Annotated in this window: 10 protein-coding genes and 2 pseudogenes; 4 read left to right on the forward strand and 8 right to left on the reverse strand. The window is 57.3% G+C overall.

Features of this window, described 5'->3' with window-relative positions; translation table 11 throughout:
- Positions 1–50 precede the first annotated feature (50 nt).
- From glrR to purL, 4 genes are all read right to left on the reverse strand, one after another.
- Positions 51–1,388: a two-component system response regulator GlrR gene (gene glrR, locus EBA31_RS19810; RefSeq protein ID WP_020828186.1), complete on the reverse strand. Its 1,338-nt coding sequence runs from the start codon at positions 1,386–1,388 to the stop codon at positions 51–53.
- A complete protein-coding gene (gene qseG, locus EBA31_RS19815) occupies positions 1,385–2,254 on the reverse strand; it encodes a two-component system QseEF-associated lipoprotein QseG (RefSeq protein WP_020828187.1) in 870 nt (289 codons plus the stop codon). Before qseG ends, glrR begins: the two co-directional genes overlap by 4 nt.
- Positions 2,255–2,256: 2 nt before the next feature.
- Positions 2,257–3,693: a HAMP domain-containing sensor histidine kinase gene (locus EBA31_RS19820; protein WP_046372891.1), complete on the reverse strand. Its 1,437-nt coding sequence runs from the start codon at positions 3,691–3,693 to the stop codon at positions 2,257–2,259.
- Between the two features lie 808 nt (positions 3,694–4,501).
- Positions 4,502–8,395 carry a phosphoribosylformylglycinamidine synthase gene (purL, locus tag EBA31_RS19825; RefSeq protein ID WP_202914229.1) on the reverse strand — a complete coding sequence of 1,298 codons (3,894 nt, stop codon included), beginning with the start codon at positions 8,393–8,395 and terminating at the stop codon, positions 4,502–4,504.
- A 276-nt stretch (positions 8,396–8,671) separates the two neighbouring features.
- Here purL and mltF point away from each other — a divergent pair, with 276 nt between their 5' ends.
- Positions 8,672–10,132, forward strand: a complete 1,461-nt coding sequence (gene mltF, locus EBA31_RS19830) for a membrane-bound lytic murein transglycosylase MltF (protein ID WP_122080666.1) — start codon at positions 8,672–8,674, stop codon at positions 10,130–10,132.
- Here the strand turns inward: mltF and tadA are convergent, their stop codons facing one another.
- Positions 10,133–10,645, reverse strand: coding sequence for a tRNA adenosine(34) deaminase TadA (gene tadA, locus EBA31_RS19835; RefSeq protein WP_044554547.1), 513 nt, complete (start codon positions 10,643–10,645; stop codon positions 10,133–10,135).
- A 183-nt stretch (positions 10,646–10,828) separates the two neighbouring features.
- Between tadA and EBA31_RS19840 the strand changes: the two are divergent.
- Both EBA31_RS19840 and yiaY read left to right on the forward strand, forming a co-directional pair.
- A pseudogene (locus EBA31_RS19840) lies at positions 10,829–11,880 on the forward strand (DUF2157 domain-containing protein).
- A 199-nt stretch (positions 11,881–12,079) separates the two neighbouring features.
- The gene (yiaY, locus tag EBA31_RS19845) at positions 12,080–13,231 is read left to right on the forward strand and encodes an L-threonine dehydrogenase (RefSeq protein WP_122080033.1); all 1,152 of its coding nucleotides are present in this window, start codon (positions 12,080–12,082) and stop codon (positions 13,229–13,231) included.
- 40 nt (positions 13,232–13,271) lie between these two features.
- On the opposite strand, the gene yfhb is transcribed toward yiaY, so the two are convergent.
- The 3 genes and pseudogenes from yfhb to murQ form a co-directional block, all read right to left on the reverse strand.
- The gene (yfhb, locus tag EBA31_RS19850) at positions 13,272–13,928 is read right to left on the reverse strand and encodes a phosphatidylglycerophosphatase C (RefSeq protein WP_020828194.1); all 657 of its coding nucleotides are present in this window, start codon (positions 13,926–13,928) and stop codon (positions 13,272–13,274) included.
- Between the two features lie 3 nt (positions 13,929–13,931).
- Positions 13,932–15,304 (reverse strand): annotated as a pseudogene (locus tag EBA31_RS19855) (PTS transporter subunit EIIC).
- 18 nt (positions 15,305–15,322) lie between these two features.
- Entirely contained in the window at positions 15,323–16,216 is an 894-nt protein-coding gene (gene murQ, locus EBA31_RS19860) for an N-acetylmuramic acid 6-phosphate etherase (RefSeq protein ID WP_122080034.1), read from the reverse strand.
- A 168-nt stretch (positions 16,217–16,384) separates the two neighbouring features.
- Here murQ and EBA31_RS19865 point away from each other — a divergent pair, with 168 nt between their 5' ends.
- Positions 16,385–17,233, forward strand: coding sequence for a MurR/RpiR family transcriptional regulator (locus EBA31_RS19865; RefSeq protein WP_041414843.1), 849 nt, complete (start codon positions 16,385–16,387; stop codon positions 17,231–17,233).
- The last annotated feature ends 73 nt before the right edge of the window (positions 17,234–17,306 follow it).

Consider the following 17,306-nt stretch of genomic DNA (forward strand, 5'->3'; position numbering starts at 1 on the left):
TTCCGCCGCGTTTGTTGAGAACCTGCGTGCGCAGGCCGCGGCGGAAAACATCATTCTTTAAAATCGTTGGCGTCCAGCTCATGGCGCGACAGCAATTTATAAAACTCGGTACGGTTACGGCCCGCCATGCGCGCGGCCTGGGTGACGTTACCCTTGGTGATCTGCAACAGCTTGCGTAAGTAATGCAATTCAAACTGATTACGCGCCTCGACAAAGGTCGGCAAGGCGGTGTTTTCCCCTTCCAACGCCTGCTCTACCAGCGCTTCGCTGATAACAGGTGCGGAAGTCAGGGCCACGCACTGCTCGATCACGTTCACCAATTGGCGCACATTGCCCGGCCAGGTGGCGGTCATCAGGCGTTTCATGGCGTCCGAAGAGAAGCTGCGGACAAACGGCTTGTGTCGCTTGGCGGATTCACGCAGCAGATGATTGGCCAGCAGCGGAATATCCTCGGCCCGCTCGTTCAGCGCCGGGATCTTCAGGTTCACCACGTTGAGGCGATAATACAAATCCTCGCGGAATTCGTTTTTCGCCATCGCCTTTTGCAAATCGCGGTGGGTGGCGGAAATAATGCGTACATCGATGTCCAGATCGCGGTTACTGCCCAGCGGACGCACTTTGCGCTCCTGCAATACACGCAACAGTTTCACCTGCAGCGAAAGCGGCATATCGCCAATCTCGTCTAGGAACAGCGTCCCGCCTGCCGCCGCCTGGAACAAACCTTCACGGCTGCTGACCGCGCCGGTAAACGCCCCTTTGGCATGACCGAACAGCTCGGACTCCAGTAGTTGCTCCGGCAACGCACCGCAGTTAATGGCGATAAACGCCTTCTTGCCGCGCGGGCTGGCGCCGTGGATCGCCTGTGCCAACACTTCTTTACCGGTGCCACTATGGCCGTTGATCAAGACGCTGACGTCTGACTGCGCCACCATTTTCGCCTGCTCCAGCAGGCGCAGCATAATAGGGCTGCGGGTGACGATATCCTCACGCCAGCTGTCGTCACCGGCCGGTAATGATTGGGACAGCGCTTCGTCGATGGCTTTGTAGAGCGCATCGCGGTCCACCGGTTTGGTCAGGAAGCTGAACACTCCCTGCTGAGTGGCCGCCACCGCGTCCGGGATCGAACCGTGGGCGGTCAGGATGATCACCGGCATGCCCGGTTGGTGCTTTTGGATTTCGGCAAACAGCGCCATGCCGTCCATTTCATCCATCCGCAGATCGCTGATCACCAGATCAATCTTCTCGCGCCCTAACAGACGTAGCGCTTCCTGGCCACTTTCGGCGGTGGTGACATGAAACCCTTCGCTGGTCAGGCGCATGCCCAACAGCTTGAGCAGGCTGGGATCGTCGTCAACCAATAACAAATTGGCCGGTTTGCGTGCTGTCATTGCGCGTGAGACTCCTTATTAACGGGCGGCGCGTAGGTATCTTCCGGCTCGACCGGCAGGGCTGTGCCCTTTTCCGGCTCGGCGTCCGATTCTTCGGCCTTGGCCGGCGCCACTTTCTTGCCCGCTGCGTCGGTTTTTGGCTGTGTCCCGCTGTTATCCGGGATTTCACTTTGCAGTTGCTTGCGCGAAGAGAGCTGACGCTCAATATCGGTCAGGTTTTCCAGCTTGCGTGACGTATCCTGCAGCTGCGCTTGTAGGCGTATTTGATTCTGGCGTAGCAGATCTATCTGGCTGTCGGAGCTTTCCTGCAGGTGCTGATAACGTGCTTTTTCATCAAACAGGGTGACCTGCAGTACCTGCTGTTGACGCCACAACTGCAGCAGCGGGCGCAGCGAGCTTGGGAACTCCAGGCGATAGCTGTTCAGGCGATCGATAATCTGACGGCGCTCGCCCGAAGTCGGTTCGGCGCTGCCCAGCAGAATGCTCTGTTTGAAAATGCCGTCCCAGCTGTTGCCGGGTAGAGTTTTCGCCAGCGCACGTGCCTGGGTTGAACCGATACGATCGGCACAGTCCATAGCGCGCAGCCAGTACAGTGAATTATTCAACGCATCTTTATCATCCAGCGCCCACAGACTGTCACAGGCCGCAATGCGGTAATCCACCACTTTGGTGTCCGGGATCGCTTCCTGCTGCGGTTGATTCAGACCACCGCTGACTGCGCGATCGACACAGCCTGCCAACAGAAACGGCATAAAAAGCACGCTGCCTAAAAAAGAAAATCGACGCTTGCCGAGTGGCGTACCCAGTGCGGCACGCGGTGAACGTTCGGTCTGCGTAAGACGAAGGCGTTTAGACCATGTGTACATTATTATTCATTCTCGGCGGTTAATGGCAATTCAATACGGAAACAGACGTCTGCGCCGGCGACTTCAACCAGCTGCAGTTCACCGCGCATCCGGCGGATACAATCCTGCGCGATGCTCAGCCCCAGACCGCTTCCTTTTACCGCCCCTTTTCGCTGGTGGCTACCCTGGAAAAAAGGCTCGAAAATCATGGTTTGCTCGGCCTCGGGGATTGGCGTGCCGCTGTTGGCGACATCAATCTGCACCCGTTGTCCAACCTGACGGCTGCGGATCCAAATGTTACCGGATTCCTTGCCGTAGTGCACCGCATTGGAGTAGAGATTATCCAGCACGCGCATTAATAGAGTAGGCTCTGCCCAGCATATTTCCGCATCCAGTTGGATCTCGGTGCGGATCATTTTTGCCCGGGCCGGCAAACTGTGCGCAGCCACGACCATCTCGACCATTTCGGTCAACTCGACATTTTCATGTTCCGCCGGGCCATCGGCCAGTTTGCGGTTGTAATCCAGCAGTTGTTCAATCAGTTGCTGCAGGTGTCGGCTGCTTTGATCGAGGATGGTCACCACCTCTTTTTGATCGGAGGTCAGCGGCCCTGCCACTTCATCTGCCAGCAGTTCGGTGCCTTCACGCATGCTGGCCAGCGGCGTTTTCAGTTCATGCGAGATATGGCGCAAGAACTCATGGCGCTGCGACTCCAGCCAGGCCAGGCGCTCGCTCAACCAAATAATGCGCTGCGCCAGCGAACGTAATTCACGCGGCCCCTTAAAGGAAGCCGTACTGCCCAAGGCTCGCCCTTCCCCCAAACGGTTGATCATTCGCTCTACCGCCTTGACCGGGCCGATAATCATGCGGGTGAACAATACCACCAGCATCACGCTGACTAAAAACAGCATCAGCGCCTGCCAGCCGAAGAACTGGCCGCGCTCGGCAATCGCCTGCTGTAGCTGCTGGCCACGTGAAAACACCACGGCACGCGTCGCCTGTACCATCTCGGCATTGGAGCGTGAAAACGATTCTAACAGCGTGGAAGCCTGCGGATCCGGACCGCTGCTTTGGCATTTAATCGCTGCCAGTTGAGTCAACAGATCGCGCAAGGTTTGATAGTAGCGTTCATCCGGCAGGATTGGGGCATGGGCATCCAGCATTTGCGAATACTGTTTGCGCTGATTCTGATAGAGGCGCGCCAGTGTGGGATCCACCAGCACGCAATATTGGCGATAGCTACGCTCCATTTCCAACGCCACGCTGGTCATCGCCTCGCTGCGTCGTGCATCCACCAACGTAGTGCGGTTGATGTCCGCCGCCTGGGCGCTGAGGTGATCCAGGCTCTGGTAAGCCTGATAGGCCAACACCAGCAGCGGCAACAGCACCAGCAAGAACGCCATCAACACCAGTTGACGTAGCGAACGGGGAAATAAACGCCATCTTTTCAACGAAATCATCTCATTGTCTCTAGTCTGCTTCGATGCTAACCGAGTCGCCGATGAGAGGAAAGCCCGGCGTTCAGCGGAGCGTCAGGAAATAAGGAGAATCAGGCCATAGGTAGGGAGTACGGGTCAGAACTTATCGGTAAAGAGTGGTAAGCATGCTTTGGTATTTGACGTTGGGGCAAGACTGCCCCATCGCAAGAAAGTGTGGATGCCCTTAATTTCTCGTCCCCAGGGTGATGTAGCCCAAGGGCTGGCATCGAACAGGACGAATAGCATCCGTAAGTATCCGGAATTGATGAACACTCATCACAGTTGGATACAGGCGGTGCCTCACTCCACGTGTCGCCCGATGCTTGATAAAGCGCTTACGCGGCTATTATCGGTTTAGTTGGACGATAGGCACCATTTCTTTGGCATCATTCGGGGGCTTATGAGGCAACTGTTCCGTCTATTTACGGGGCCGTCATAAAAAGTTGAATGAGCAACTGAGCAGAATAATGCACTTAACGTGCCAACTTTTCAATGAATTTATTAACCAACTGAATTTAAAATAAAAAAAACAAAACCCATGCCAAAGCACTCTCATTTTCAGATGTGCTGGCGAAGAAAAAAACACCGCCCTGTCGCCAAAAACCGACAACTTAAGCCAATTAATTTCTGGTCATTAAAAATCAATAAGTTACGTGTCTCTTTTTAGAGACAATGAAAATACCCTCTGTCGCAAAATGCAGACAATCGCCATCGTCTTAACCATGGCCATAAATAAATTGAAAAGGGACGCAATCTCTTGCGTCCCTTTCGGCTAGCACAGCGTTATCGCTTAGCCCAGCTGCTTACGGGCGTTGCGGAACATGCGCATCCACGGGCTGTCTTCACCCCACTCTTCCGGATGCCATGAGTTGCTCACGGTGCGGAACACACGCTCCGGATGCGGCATCATTACCGTCGCACGCCCATTGGCGCTGGTGACGGCGGTGATACCGTTCGGCGAACCGTTCGGGTTGGCCGGGTAGCTTTCCGTTACCTGACCGGCATTATCGACAAAGCGTAACGCCACCAGACCATGATGCTCCAGCGCCGCCAGATGTGCCGTATCGCGCACTTCGACGTGACCTTCACCATGCGATACCGCAATCGGCATACGCGAACCCGCCATCCCCTGCATGAACAGCGACGGGCTGGCCGCCACTTCCACCAGGCTGAAACGGGCCTCGAAACGGTCTGACAGGTTACGTACGAAACGCGGCCAATGTTCGGCTCCGGGGATCAGATCGCGCAGGTTCGACATCATCTGACAGCCGTTGCACACGCCCAGTGCCAGGGTCTGCGGACGGTGGAAGAAAGATTCGAACTCGTCGCGCACGCGCTCGTTGAACAGAATCGACTTCGCCCAACCTTCGCCTGCGCCCAACACATCACCGTAAGAGAAACCGCCGCAGGCCACCAAGGTATGGAAGTCCTGCAGGTCACGGCGCCCTTCCAGCAGATCGCTCATGTGAACGTCCACCGCATCAAAACCGGCGCGATGGAATGCTGCCGCCATCTCAACGTGGGAGTTAACGCCCTGCTCGCGCAGTACCGCCACTTTAGGACGAGCCCCCTTGGCGATATAAGGTGCCGCAATATCTTCTTCAGGTGCGAAGCTCAGTTTGACGTTCAGGCCAGGATCGCGTTCATTCTGCTTGGCCTGGTGCTCCTGATCGGCACATTCAGGGTTATCGCGCAGGCGCTGCATCTGCCAGGTCGTTTCCGCCCACCAGGTGCGTAACGTGGCACGGCTTTCGCTGTACACCGGTTTGTCGCCCTGGGTAATCACAAAGCGATCGCCGGCCTGTACGCTGCCGATGTGGTGCACATTGTCCGTCAGGCCATGCTGAGCAAACGCCTGTTGGACCGCTTCAAGCCGATCGGCCGTCACCTGAATCACCGCGCCCAACTCTTCGTTGAACAGCGCTGCCAGCGCGTCGTCGCCCAACCCTTGAATATCTACCTGTACCCCGCAGTGGCCGGCAAACGCCATTTCCGCCAGCGTCACCAACAGGCCGCCATCGGAGCGGTCGTGGTAGGCCAGCAGTGCGCGGTCGGTGACCAATTGTTGCATCGCGTTGAAGAAGCCTGCCAGTTGCTCGACGTTACGCACATCGGCCGGTTTGTCGCCCAGTTGACGGTAAACCTGTGCCAGCGCAGTGGCGCCCAGCGCGTTATGGCCGTTACCCAGGTCGATGAGCAGCAATGCCGTGTCGCCCTTGTCGGTACGCAGTTGTGGCGTCACGGTGTGGCGAACATCTTCCACGCGGGCAAAACCAGTGATCACCAGGGACAACGGCGACGTCATTTCGCGCTGCTCGTTGCCTTCCTGCCAGCGGGTTTTCATCGACATTGAGTCTTTGCCCACCGGAATGGTGATGCCCAGCGCCGGGCAAAGCTCTTCGCCCACCGCTTTTACCGCTTCATACAGGCCGGCATCTTCACCCGGGTGACCGGCTGCCGCCATCCAGTTAGCGGAAAGTTTGACGCGCTTGAGCGAGCCAATCTCGGTCGCCGCCAGGTTGGTCAGCGCTTCCCCCACCGCCAGACGGCCGGAAGCGGCAAAGTCCAGCAGGGCAACCGGCGCACGTTCGCCGATCGACATCGCTTCACCGTAGTAACTGTCAAGACTGGCGGTGGTAACCGCGCAGTCGGCTACCGGGATCTGCCATGGCCCGACCATCTGATCGCGTGCAACCATGCCGGTCACGGTACGGTCGCCGATAGTGATCAGGAAGGTTTTCTCGGCAACTGCCGGCAGGTGCAGAACGCGTTTTACCGCATCGGCCAGAGTAATGTTGTCGCGCTGTACCGGCTGGCCTTTAGCCTGCAAACGAGTCACGTCGCGCGTCATCTTCGGCGTTTTGCCCAGCAGCACGTCCAACGGCATGTCGATCGGCTGGTTGTCGAAATGGCTGTCGTTCAGCGTCAAATGCTGTTCTTCGGTGGCTTCACCGATCACCGCATAAGGGGCACGCTCACGGCGGCAAATCTCGTCGAACTGCGCCATCTGTGCCGGGGCAATCGCCATCACATAGCGTTCCTGTGATTCATTGCACCAGACTTCCAGCGGGCTCATGCCCGGTTCGTCGTTAAGGATATCGCGCAGTTCGAAACGGCCGCCGCGGCCACCGTCGCTGACCAGCTCCGGCATGGCGTTAGACAAACCGCCCGCCCCAACATCGTGGATAAACAGAATCGGGTTCTGTTCGCCCAACTGCCAGCAGCGGTCGATCACTTCCTGGCAGCGGCGCTCCATTTCCGGGTTGTCGCGCTGTACCGAGGCAAAATCCAGATCGGCGTCGGACTGGCCGGAGGCCATAGAAGAGGCTGCGCCGCCGCCCAGACCGATGTTCATCGCCGGGCCACCCAGCACCACCAGTTTGGCGCCGACGGTGATTTCACCTTTTTGCACGTGATCGGCGCGGATGTTGCCGATACCGCCCGCCAGCATGATCGGTTTGTGATAACCGCGCAGCTCGACGCCGTTATGGCTGTTAACCTGTTCTTCGTAGGTACGGAAGTATCCCACCAGCGCCGGACGGCCAAATTCATTATTGAACGCCGCGCCGCCCAGTGGGCCGTCGGTCATGATATCCAGTGCGGTTACGATGCGATCCGGCTTGCCAAAATCCTGCTCCCAGGGCTGCTCGAAGCCGGGGATGCGCAGGTTGGAAACCGAGAAGCCCACCAGACCGGCTTTGGGTTTGGCACCGCGACCTGTAGCGCCTTCGTCGCGGATCTCGCCACCGGAACCCGTAGCGGCACCCGGCCACGGGGAGATCGCCGTCGGGTGGTTATGGGTTTCCACCTTCATCAGGATATGGGCCTCTTCCTGATGATAGTCATACTGACCGCTGTGCGGCGCAGCGAAGAAACGGCCAACCTGCGAACCTTCCATCACGGCGGCGTTGTCTTTATAAGCCGACAGCACGTAATCCGGCGTCTGCTCGAAGGTGTTTTTGATCATTTTGAACAGCGACTTCGGCTGCTGTTCGCCGTCGATGATCCAATCGGCGTTGAAAATTTTATGACGGCAGTGCTCCGAGTTGGCCTGCGCGAACATATAGAGTTCGATATCCGTCGGGTTGCGCCCCAGCCCGGTAAAGGCATTCAGCAGATAGTCGATTTCGTCTTCGGCCAGCGCCAGACCGAGCTTGAGGTTGGCCTGTTCCAGCGCGCTGCGCCCTTCCCCCAGCATATCGATCGCCTGATAAGGCGCCGGCTGATGCTGAGCAAACAGCTGTTCTGCCTGTTGCAAGCTGCTGAAGACGGTTTCCATCATCCGGTCGTGCAGCAATGCGGCAAGCTGTTGCCACTGCGCTTCAGTCAGCGTCGGTGCCTTGACGTAAAACGCCAGACCGCGCTCCAACCGCACCACCTGCTTCAAACCGCAGTTATGGGCGATATCGGTGGCTTTGGAAGACCAGGGAGAAATGGTGCCCGGACGCGGTGTCACCAACAGCAGGCGACCTTCAGGGGCATGTTCGGCGAGAGAGGGACCGTACTTGAGCAGGCGCGTGAGCTTGCCGTGTTCTTCGGCATTGAGCGGTGCGCTGACATCGGCAAAGTGGACGTACTCGGCGTAGATATCACTGACCGGAAGTTGGGCGTCCTGACAGCGGGACAACAGTTTGGTAACACGAAAAGCCGACAAAGCGGGCGAACCACGCAGTATTTCCATAATCAAAGTTCTCTCGTCTTCGAAGCAACTGACTTCAGCACTTCATTGGGCGCAACAGGGGGAAAACGCGCGCCATTATAGAGAATCTGCGCGACAGACGAAACCGTTTGCGTAGCTATTATTGATAAAAGCTGTTCGCGCCATCGAATTGTCATAACGTATCAATAAAGTTGCACGCTGGCGTTTTGTTGCGCAAAATGCCCCGGCACTGGTGATTTAACCATAAGAAAAAGCGGGATGACAATCGGCAGTGCACCTGTGCCACCACTGGATAACTATTTGAAACGCCTTAAAATAAACTACATTCTAATCGGTGTTGTCACCCTGCTTCTGGCGCTCGCCCTGTGGCCCAATATTACCTGGCGCGGCGGCCAGGGCGGGCAACTCGAAGAGATCAAATCCCGCGGCGAGTTGCGTATCAGTACGCTAAACTCGCCGTTAACCTATTTCACCACCAAGCAGGGGCCAAGTGGTCTCGACTACGAGTTGGCGAAACGTTTCGCCAACTATCTGGGGGTGAAATTGGTGGTGATCCCGCATAAGAACATCAACGACCTGTTCGACGATCTGGACGATGACGATGCCGACCTGCTGGCCGCCGGCCTGATCTACAATCAGGATCGCCTCAGCCGCGCCCGAACCGGCCCGGCTTACTATTCCGTTTCCCAGCAGTTGGTTTATCGCCTGGGCACCGCACGCCCCAAAAACTTTGCCGATATTAAAGGCAAGCTGGCGGTCGCCTCCGGCTCGGCCCACGTCAGTACGCTGAAACAGCTCAAACAAAGTAAGTTCCCGGACCTCAGTTGGGAAGCTTCCAGCGATCTCACCTCCAAAGAGCTGCTCGAGCAGGTCGCCGACGGCAAACTGGATTACACCCTCGGCGACTCCGTGACCATCGCCCTGCTGCAGCGCATCCATCCGCAGCTGGCGGTGGCTTTCGACGTCACCGATGAAGAACCTGTCACCTGGTACCTGAAACGCGGCACCGACGACAGCCTGTATGCGGCCATGCTGGATTTTTACAGCCAGATGGTGGACGACGGCACGCTGGCGCGGCTGGAAGAAAAATACCTCGGCCACGTGGGCAGTTTCGATTACGTTGATACCAAAACCTTCCTGTCGGCGATAGATTCTGTACTGCCCACCTTCCGTTCGCTGTTTGAAAAATACGCCAGCGAGATCGACTGGAAGCTGCTGGCCGCCATTGCCTATCAGGAATCGCATTGGAACCCGCAGGCCACTTCACCCACCGGCGTTCGTGGTCTGATGATGCTGACGCGGGCCACCGCCGACGGTCTGGGGGTTAACGATCGCCTCGATCCCGAGGAGAGCATTCAGGGGGGCGCACTCTATTTACAGCGGCTGATGGCCAAGGTGCCCGACACCGTGCCGGAAGATGAGCGTATCTGGTTTGCGCTGGCGGCCTACAACATGGGCTGGGGCCATATGCTCGACGCCCGCAAGCTGACCAAAATGCAAAAAGGCAACCCGGACAGTTGGGTCGACGTCAAACAGCGCCTGCCGATGCTCAGCCAGAAGCGCTACTACCCGCAGTTGACCTACGGCTATGCGCGCGGACGCGAAGCCTATAACTACGTGGAAAACATCCGCCGCTATCAGGTCAGCCTGGTGGGGTATCTGCAAGAAAGGGAAAGAAAGGCGGCGCAGGAAGCGGCCGAACAGGCGGAGCTGGGGAAAGGCTATCCGGCAGTGGCGCCGGAGTTGGCACTTAACTTCTGATTATTCGGGATCCTTATCTGCCTGCGCGCGTTGCGCTTGCTTCAACGCCTTTTGCTGTTCACGGCGCATGCGGAAAAAGTTGCTCAAGGTAGCCGCGCATTCCTCGGCCAGCACGCCGGAGAGGATCTCCACCTGATGATTCATTCCGGGATGGCGTAAAATATCCACCAGCGATCCCGCTGCCCCGGTTTTCACATCGGCAGCACCGTAAACCAATCGACGAATGCGGCTATGCACCATCGCCCCCGCACACATCACGCACGGCTCCAGGGTCACGTACAAGGTCGCATTCAACAGGCGATAATTCTGCAACACGGCCCCGCCCTGCCGCAGCGCCATGATTTCTGCATGCGCGGTCGGATCGTGGCGGCCAATCGGCCGGTTCCAGCCTTCGCCAATCACCTGATTGTCCAGTACCAACAGCGCCCCGACCGGCACCTCTCCCTCTTCCTGCGCACGCAGGGCCAGCCGCAATGCCTGACGCATCCAGTATTCATCGTTATATTCAGTCATTGCATTATTCCTCGTGCACTTTGCGGCGGGCATTATACACAGTAGCGGCGCTGCATGCTGCGCCCGTGTTAACCGGGGAAAATATAGCCGTCCCTTCTCAGCGGCGGAGAAATGACTCACTGCGGCTTGAAATACAACGGGTATATACTGATTGAATCACGGTGTTTTTCAGGGACAGGAAACATGAAACTCAGCAAGAAAAACGCCACCGTCGTGCGCAAAGCGCTGGACGGCTGGGTAGATGAAGGTGCGCTGACGGCGCAACAGCAGCAACAGCTGCTGCAACACGTTGAGGTACAACCCTTCGACTGGCGACGGCTGGCACGTTATGCGTTTCTCGCCGCGCTGGCTTCGCTGGTGATTGCCATCAGCAGCCTGTTCGCTGACAGCGAATTGCTTTATCGCCTGGGGGAATTGTTCCGCTTTGATGCGCCAGTACGTATGGCGATCGCCGCCGTAGTGGCCGCGCTTTGCTATGTCTGGGCGCTGAGACGCCGCCGTCGGCATCCGGAGAAACGCTACGGTAATGAAGCCGCCTTGTTCGTTGCCGTGCTGTTCACCGCCTGCGCCCTGTGGCAAATGGGCGTCTGGCTGGATAACGGCAGTGGCCGGGTCTCGTTGCTGTTGACGTTCGCCGCGCTGCTGTATGGCGTGATTGGCTGGTGCAGCCGTTCCGGGCTGGTGTGGTGGTTTGCCCTGCTGTCGCTCGGCAATGCTTTTGGTGCCGAGACCGGCTATCTGTCCGGCTGGGGGCTTATTGGCTGGGCATGAGCTTCCCGATTCGCTTTATCGCCTTTGGCGTGGTGCTGATCGCCGCAGCATTGCTGTTGCAACCACTGCTCGCTCGCCGTGGACTGGAGCGAGTTTCGCTGGCGATGGGCTTGCTGTATCTGTTCATCGCCCTATGGTTGCTGTCGATTTTCGGGAATTATGGCGATCTCGACAGCTGGTATAACGCACGTCAGATTGAACTGCTCCACTGGAGTCTGTTGTTCGGCCTCGCCGCCGTCGGGTGCATCTGGCTGGGGCTGAAACGCGACGACGCCATGCTACGTGGGTTTGGGTTGACCTTCCTCGGTATTAACCTCTATACCCGCTTCTTCGAATTTTTCTGGGACGCCATGCCCAAGGCGATTTTCTTTGTGGTGCTCGGCCTGAGCCTGTGGGCGCTGGGACATTACGCGGAAAAAGTCTGGCAATGGGGCCGTAAACCGCATGACCAAACCGATGATTAAGGCTCGCCGGTTTTAACGGTAAGAGTTACTGCTGGGTTTGACTCTGGCCGGGCCAAACCCACAAAGTGTAAATGGTTAAACTAAAACTAAATCAATCACCTGACCTAATCTCTGTGATGTTGCGATAGATCATGATGACTTAATAATTAGCGGAGTAGTGTTTGGGGCAAGCAATAAAGCTTTTATCCAGGAGTGACTTATGGCTGCCTCAACTTTCTTTATCCCTTCCGTCAACATGATTGGCTCCGGCTGTCTGGACCAAGCGGCAAAAACCCTGAAACAGCAGGGATTGCGTCAGGCGTTGATCGTGACCGACAAAGTGTTGAATAACATTGGCGTAGTCGCCCAGGTTCAACAGTTGCTCGCCGCGCAGCAAATCGAAAGCTGCGTTTATGACGGCACTCACCCTAACCCCACCACGCTGAACGTGAAACAGGGCCTGGCCCTGCTGCAAGAGCATCAATGCGACTGCGTGATCTCCCTGGGGGGCGGCTCACCGCACGATTGTGCCAAAGGCATCGCGTTGCTGGCCACCAACGGCGGCGACATCAAGGACTATGAAGGCGTAGACCGCTCTGCAAAACCGCAGTTGCCGATGATCGCCATTAACACTACCGCCGGCACCGCCTCTGAAATGACCCGTTTTTGCATCATCACCGATGAAGCACGCCACATAAAAATGGCGATTGTCGACAAACACGTTACGCCGATCCTGTCGGTAAACGATCCGCATCTGATGGCCGGGATGCCGAAAGGCCTGACCGCCGCCACCGGCATGGATGCCTTAACCCACGCGATTGAGGCCTACGTTTCCAGCGCCGCCAACCCGATTACCGACGCCTGTGCGTTGAAGGCCGTCACCATGATCGCCGAATCGCTGCGCGACGCCGTTGCCGACGGCAGCAATATGCAAGCGCGCGAAAATATGGCCTATGCCCAATTCCTGGCTGGGATGGCCTTCAACAACGCTTCTCTCGGTTATGTGCATGCGATGGCGCACCAGCTCGGCGGTTTCTACGACCTGCCGCATGGGGTGTGTAATGCGGTGTTGCTGCCACACGTGCAGGAGTTTAACGCCAGCGTTTGTGCGTCTCGCCTGAAGGATATCGCCGCCGCCATGGGGTTGGATGTGAGCTACCTTAACGATCAGCAGGGTGCCGCGGCCTGTATTGCCGCCATTCGGTTACTGGCGCAAGACGTTGGCATCCCAGCCGGGCTGCGTGATTTGCAGGTGAAAGAACAGGATCTGGATACGTTGGCCACCAACGCGCTGAAAGACGCTTGTGGCTTCACTAACCCAATACAGGCCACTCACGCGCAGATTGTCGCCATTTTCCGCGCGGCAATGTAAGCCAACAAAAACGGTAAAGGGCGGAAAATCCGCCCTTTGGTTATTCCAACTGCTGCAGCTCACCCAGTTTACTGACTCGCCAGCGGTGCTCGCAGAAATACAACAGCGGGTTATCCTGCTTGCTGTCGCTATAGCCGCTATACAGCTTGAGCGGCGTGCCTAGACGTTGTTCCAACTGCGTCACCTTCTGGACACCCAGGCAACGTAACGCCAGCACCCAACCACCGTAACGCCGCAGGATGCGGCTGCCCACCAAGTGAATCTGCGGCAGAAAGGCCGAATCCTGATACACCTGCTCCACCAGCCGCTCCGGTGAACCGGTAATCAACCATACCTGCGCATCATGCGCCTCGAGGTACTGCCGCAAACGCATTTGCACCACCGGGAAAGCGGTCACCTTATTGCGGAAATAAGTCACAAAACGCTGCTCCAGCGCCTTTAACCTGGCCTCCGAACGCCCAAAGGTGATCGACCACAGCAGTACGCTCATTGGCCAACGGGCTGCACGGCCCATCACCAGCAGCGCCAACCCGACAACCGGCAGCAGCGGCACCACCAGCAGCAGATTCAACGGCAGATGGCGCAGCAAAAAACGCAAGAAACTGCCAAACATGTCTTCCTGATGCAGCGTGCCGTCCAGATCAAAGAACACCACGCGGCGGCCTTCCCCGGCCTGCTGGCTCTGTTTCTCGCTCAAGGGCTACTCCTCAGGATCGTTGAATCCCATTATCCAGGTGAAAATAAATCCAGCGGCAATGGTAATCACCAGGCCGGTCAGATACAACATCACCTTACCCGAGACGATGGTTAACGCCAAAGGTAAACCCGAGATGCCAAAGGTGATCACCGTTGCCACTTTCCAATAGCTGATCAGCGCCCCGCCCACCGCACCGCCGAGACAGGCGGCAATAAAAGGTTTGCCCAGCGGCAGAGTGACACCAAAAATCAAGGGTTCGCCAATACCGAGAATGCCGACCGGCAACGCCCCTTTGATGACCTTTTTGAGGCGCGCATTGCGGGTTTTCATCAATACCGCCAACGCGGCCCCGACCTGCCCAACCCCGGCCATCGCCAAAATAGGCAATAACGGGTTGGAACCATGCGCCTGAACCAGTTCGACGTGGATCGGCACCAGGCCCTGATGCAAACCGGACAGCACCAGCGGCAGAAACAGCCCGGACAGCACCGCGCCCACCAGTAAGCCACCTTTATCGATCGCCAGATTGGCGCCGTGGGCAATCACGTCTGAAATATAACCGCCCAACGGCTGCAGGATCACAATAGCCAGGGATGCGGTCACCAAGGTGGTGATCAGCGGGTTGAGGATCAGCTCAATCGACTCCGGCAGCCAGTTGCGCAGGCGTTTTTCTACCCAGCACATCAACGCCACCACCAACAGCACGGCAATCACCCCGCCGCGTCCCGGCTGCAGCGCTTCGCCGAACAAAGTGATCTGCGCCAATGCCGGGCTTGAAAGAATCCCGGCCATCACACCGCCCATCGCCTGCGAACCGCCAAACACCCGTGCGGCGTTAACCCCCACCAAAATATTCATGATGGCAAACACCGCGCTGCCGAAAATGGCCAGCAGCCCGAGCACGTTGGGGTAATTCACCGCCAGTTCGCCGGCAATGTCCGGCCGCTTCAACAGGTTGATGATGCCGGTAATCAGGCCTGAGGCGATGAAAGCCGGGATCAAAGGGATAAAGACATCGGCCAGCTTTTTCAGCGCGCCGCTCATCGGCGCGGCATATTTCTGCTTGGCCTGCGCCTTGTTGCGGGCGATGTTGTCCCCGGCAGCCGCAACTGCAACCGCAGGGCCCCCGTAAGCAATGAGCGCATCGCGTCCACCACTTTGGCGGCGGCGCCGGGCCCGACAATGAACTGATGCTGTTCGCCCTGTTTGATGTAGCCCTTGACGCCTGGCAACTGCTTGAGCGCCGCCAGATCAAGGCGTTGCTCGTCGCTAACCTCGACGCGTACCCGTGTCATGCAGTTCTCCAGCCGGAGGATATTCCCTTCCCCACCAATGCCTGCCAGAATCTGTGTTGCCAGTGCCGTTGTTTTGTCCATCGCCCGCCCCAGGTGTCGTTAGCGCGTCAACGCCGCGCGTAAATAGCCGTCGTGCTGCTTTAAGCGCAACTGCGCCTCTTCAGCGTCGACGCCGGCCAGAATCATCAGGATTGCCGGTTTAACCTCAAAACCGGTCTGTGTCAGCGCCGCTTCGGCCTGACTGCGTTCAGCACCGGTGGCCTCCACCACGATGCGGCAGGCACGATCCACCAGTTTGACGTTGGTGGCTTTTACATCCACCATCAGGTTTTGGTAGACCTTCCCCAGTTTGACCATCGCCCCGGTCGACAACATGTTCAGCACCAGCTTCTGTGCGGTGCCCGACTTCAGCCGAGTGGACCCCGTCAGGGCCTCTGGCCCCACTACCGGCGAAATCGCCACCTGCGCTTCATGGGCGATCGGTGAGTCCGGATTGCAGGAGATTGCCGCCGTCGGGCAGCCCAGTTGTCGCGCATAGCGCAGCGCACCAATCACATAAGGCGTGCGCCCGGACGCCGCTAGCCCCACCACCATGTCGGTCGCGGTCAAATCCAGTGCGATAAGATCGGCTTCACCCAACGCCGCATCATCCTCCGCGCCTTCTACCGCTTTGAGCAACGCACCTGGACCGCCGGCAATCAACCCGATGACCATGCCGTGCGGCACGCCGAAGGTTGGTGGGCATTCAGAGGCATCCAACACGCCAAGGCGGCCGCTGGTCCCGGCACCGAGATAAATCAGCCGACCGCCGGCCTTCAATGCGGCCGCCGCCAGGTCCACTGCCTGTGCGATAGCCGGCAACACCTTTTCTATCGCCTCCGGCACCTTGCGGTCTTCCTGATTGAAGCAACTCACCATTTCCAACGTTGTCATCTCGTCGAGTCGAAGCGTGGCCGGGTTGCGGCTTTCGGATACTAATGCGCCTAAATTCATCTCTTCACCTTTGAATTTTTAATTCACAAACTAAAATCATTATTTGAATATTTTATTCAACAAAGCGAGCGCTTTTTGCTATTTTAAAGTCTCGCTCACAAAAAATTTTCACCGCGCGTTTTCGCCTCCCACGTGGCAGAATGGCCGCTGGCCTCAAGGGAAAAATGAATGAGTACCCTTCTTCGTATTCGCCAGATGTATCCAACGCTGGCTCAAAATGACCGCAAGCTGGCGGACTTTCTGCTGCATAACGCGGAGCAGGCACGCCATCTCAGTTCGCAGAAGCTGGCTCAACTGGCCGGCATCAGCCAGTCGAGCGTGGTGAAGTTTGCTCAGAAGATGGGCTACAAAGGCTTCCCGGCGCTAAAGTTGGCGCTGAGTGAAACGCTAGCCCAGCCGCAGAAAGAACCTGTGGTCACGGTGCATAACCAGATCCTCAGCAGCGACTCATTGAAAGCCGTCGGCGAAAAACTGTTGGTGGAAAAGCAGGCTGCACTGCGCGCCACGCTGGATATCAACAGTGAAGAGCGCCTGCATCAAGCGTTGGAAATGCTGCGTCAGGCGAGGAGGGTCATTTTATTGGGGATCGGCGCTTCCGGATTGGTCGCCAAGGACTTCTCATACAAGCTGTTGAAAATCGGCGTTATTGCCGTAGCCGAGCAGGATATGCACGTTCAGCTGGCGGCGGTTCAGGCTCTGGATAAGCGGGATTTATTGCTGGCAATTTCGTTCAGCGGTGAACGGCGGGAAATCAATCTGGCGGCGGAAGAAGCCCGCATTGCCGGCGCGAAAGTGCTGGCGCTCACCAGTTTTTCACCCAACGGCCTGCAGCAACGTGCCGATCACTGTTTGTATACCATTGCCGAAGAGCCCAATACCCGCAGCGCTGCCATTTCTTCCAGTACCGCTCAATATGCCCTCACCGACCTGCTGTTTATGGCCTTAATTCAGCACGATCTCGATCGCGCCCCCGAACGCATCAAACACAGCGAACAATTAATGAAAAAACTCGTCTGAGTCGTATAATGTCCGAGCCACAAATATCCAGGTATAAAAAACCTATCTAATAATAGAGTACGTGGCTCTTATT

The sequence above is a fragment of the Serratia sp. P2ACOL2 genome, assembly GCF_003691565.1.
In the GTDB taxonomy this organism is placed as follows: domain Bacteria; phylum Pseudomonadota; class Gammaproteobacteria; order Enterobacterales; family Enterobacteriaceae; genus Serratia; species Serratia liquefaciens.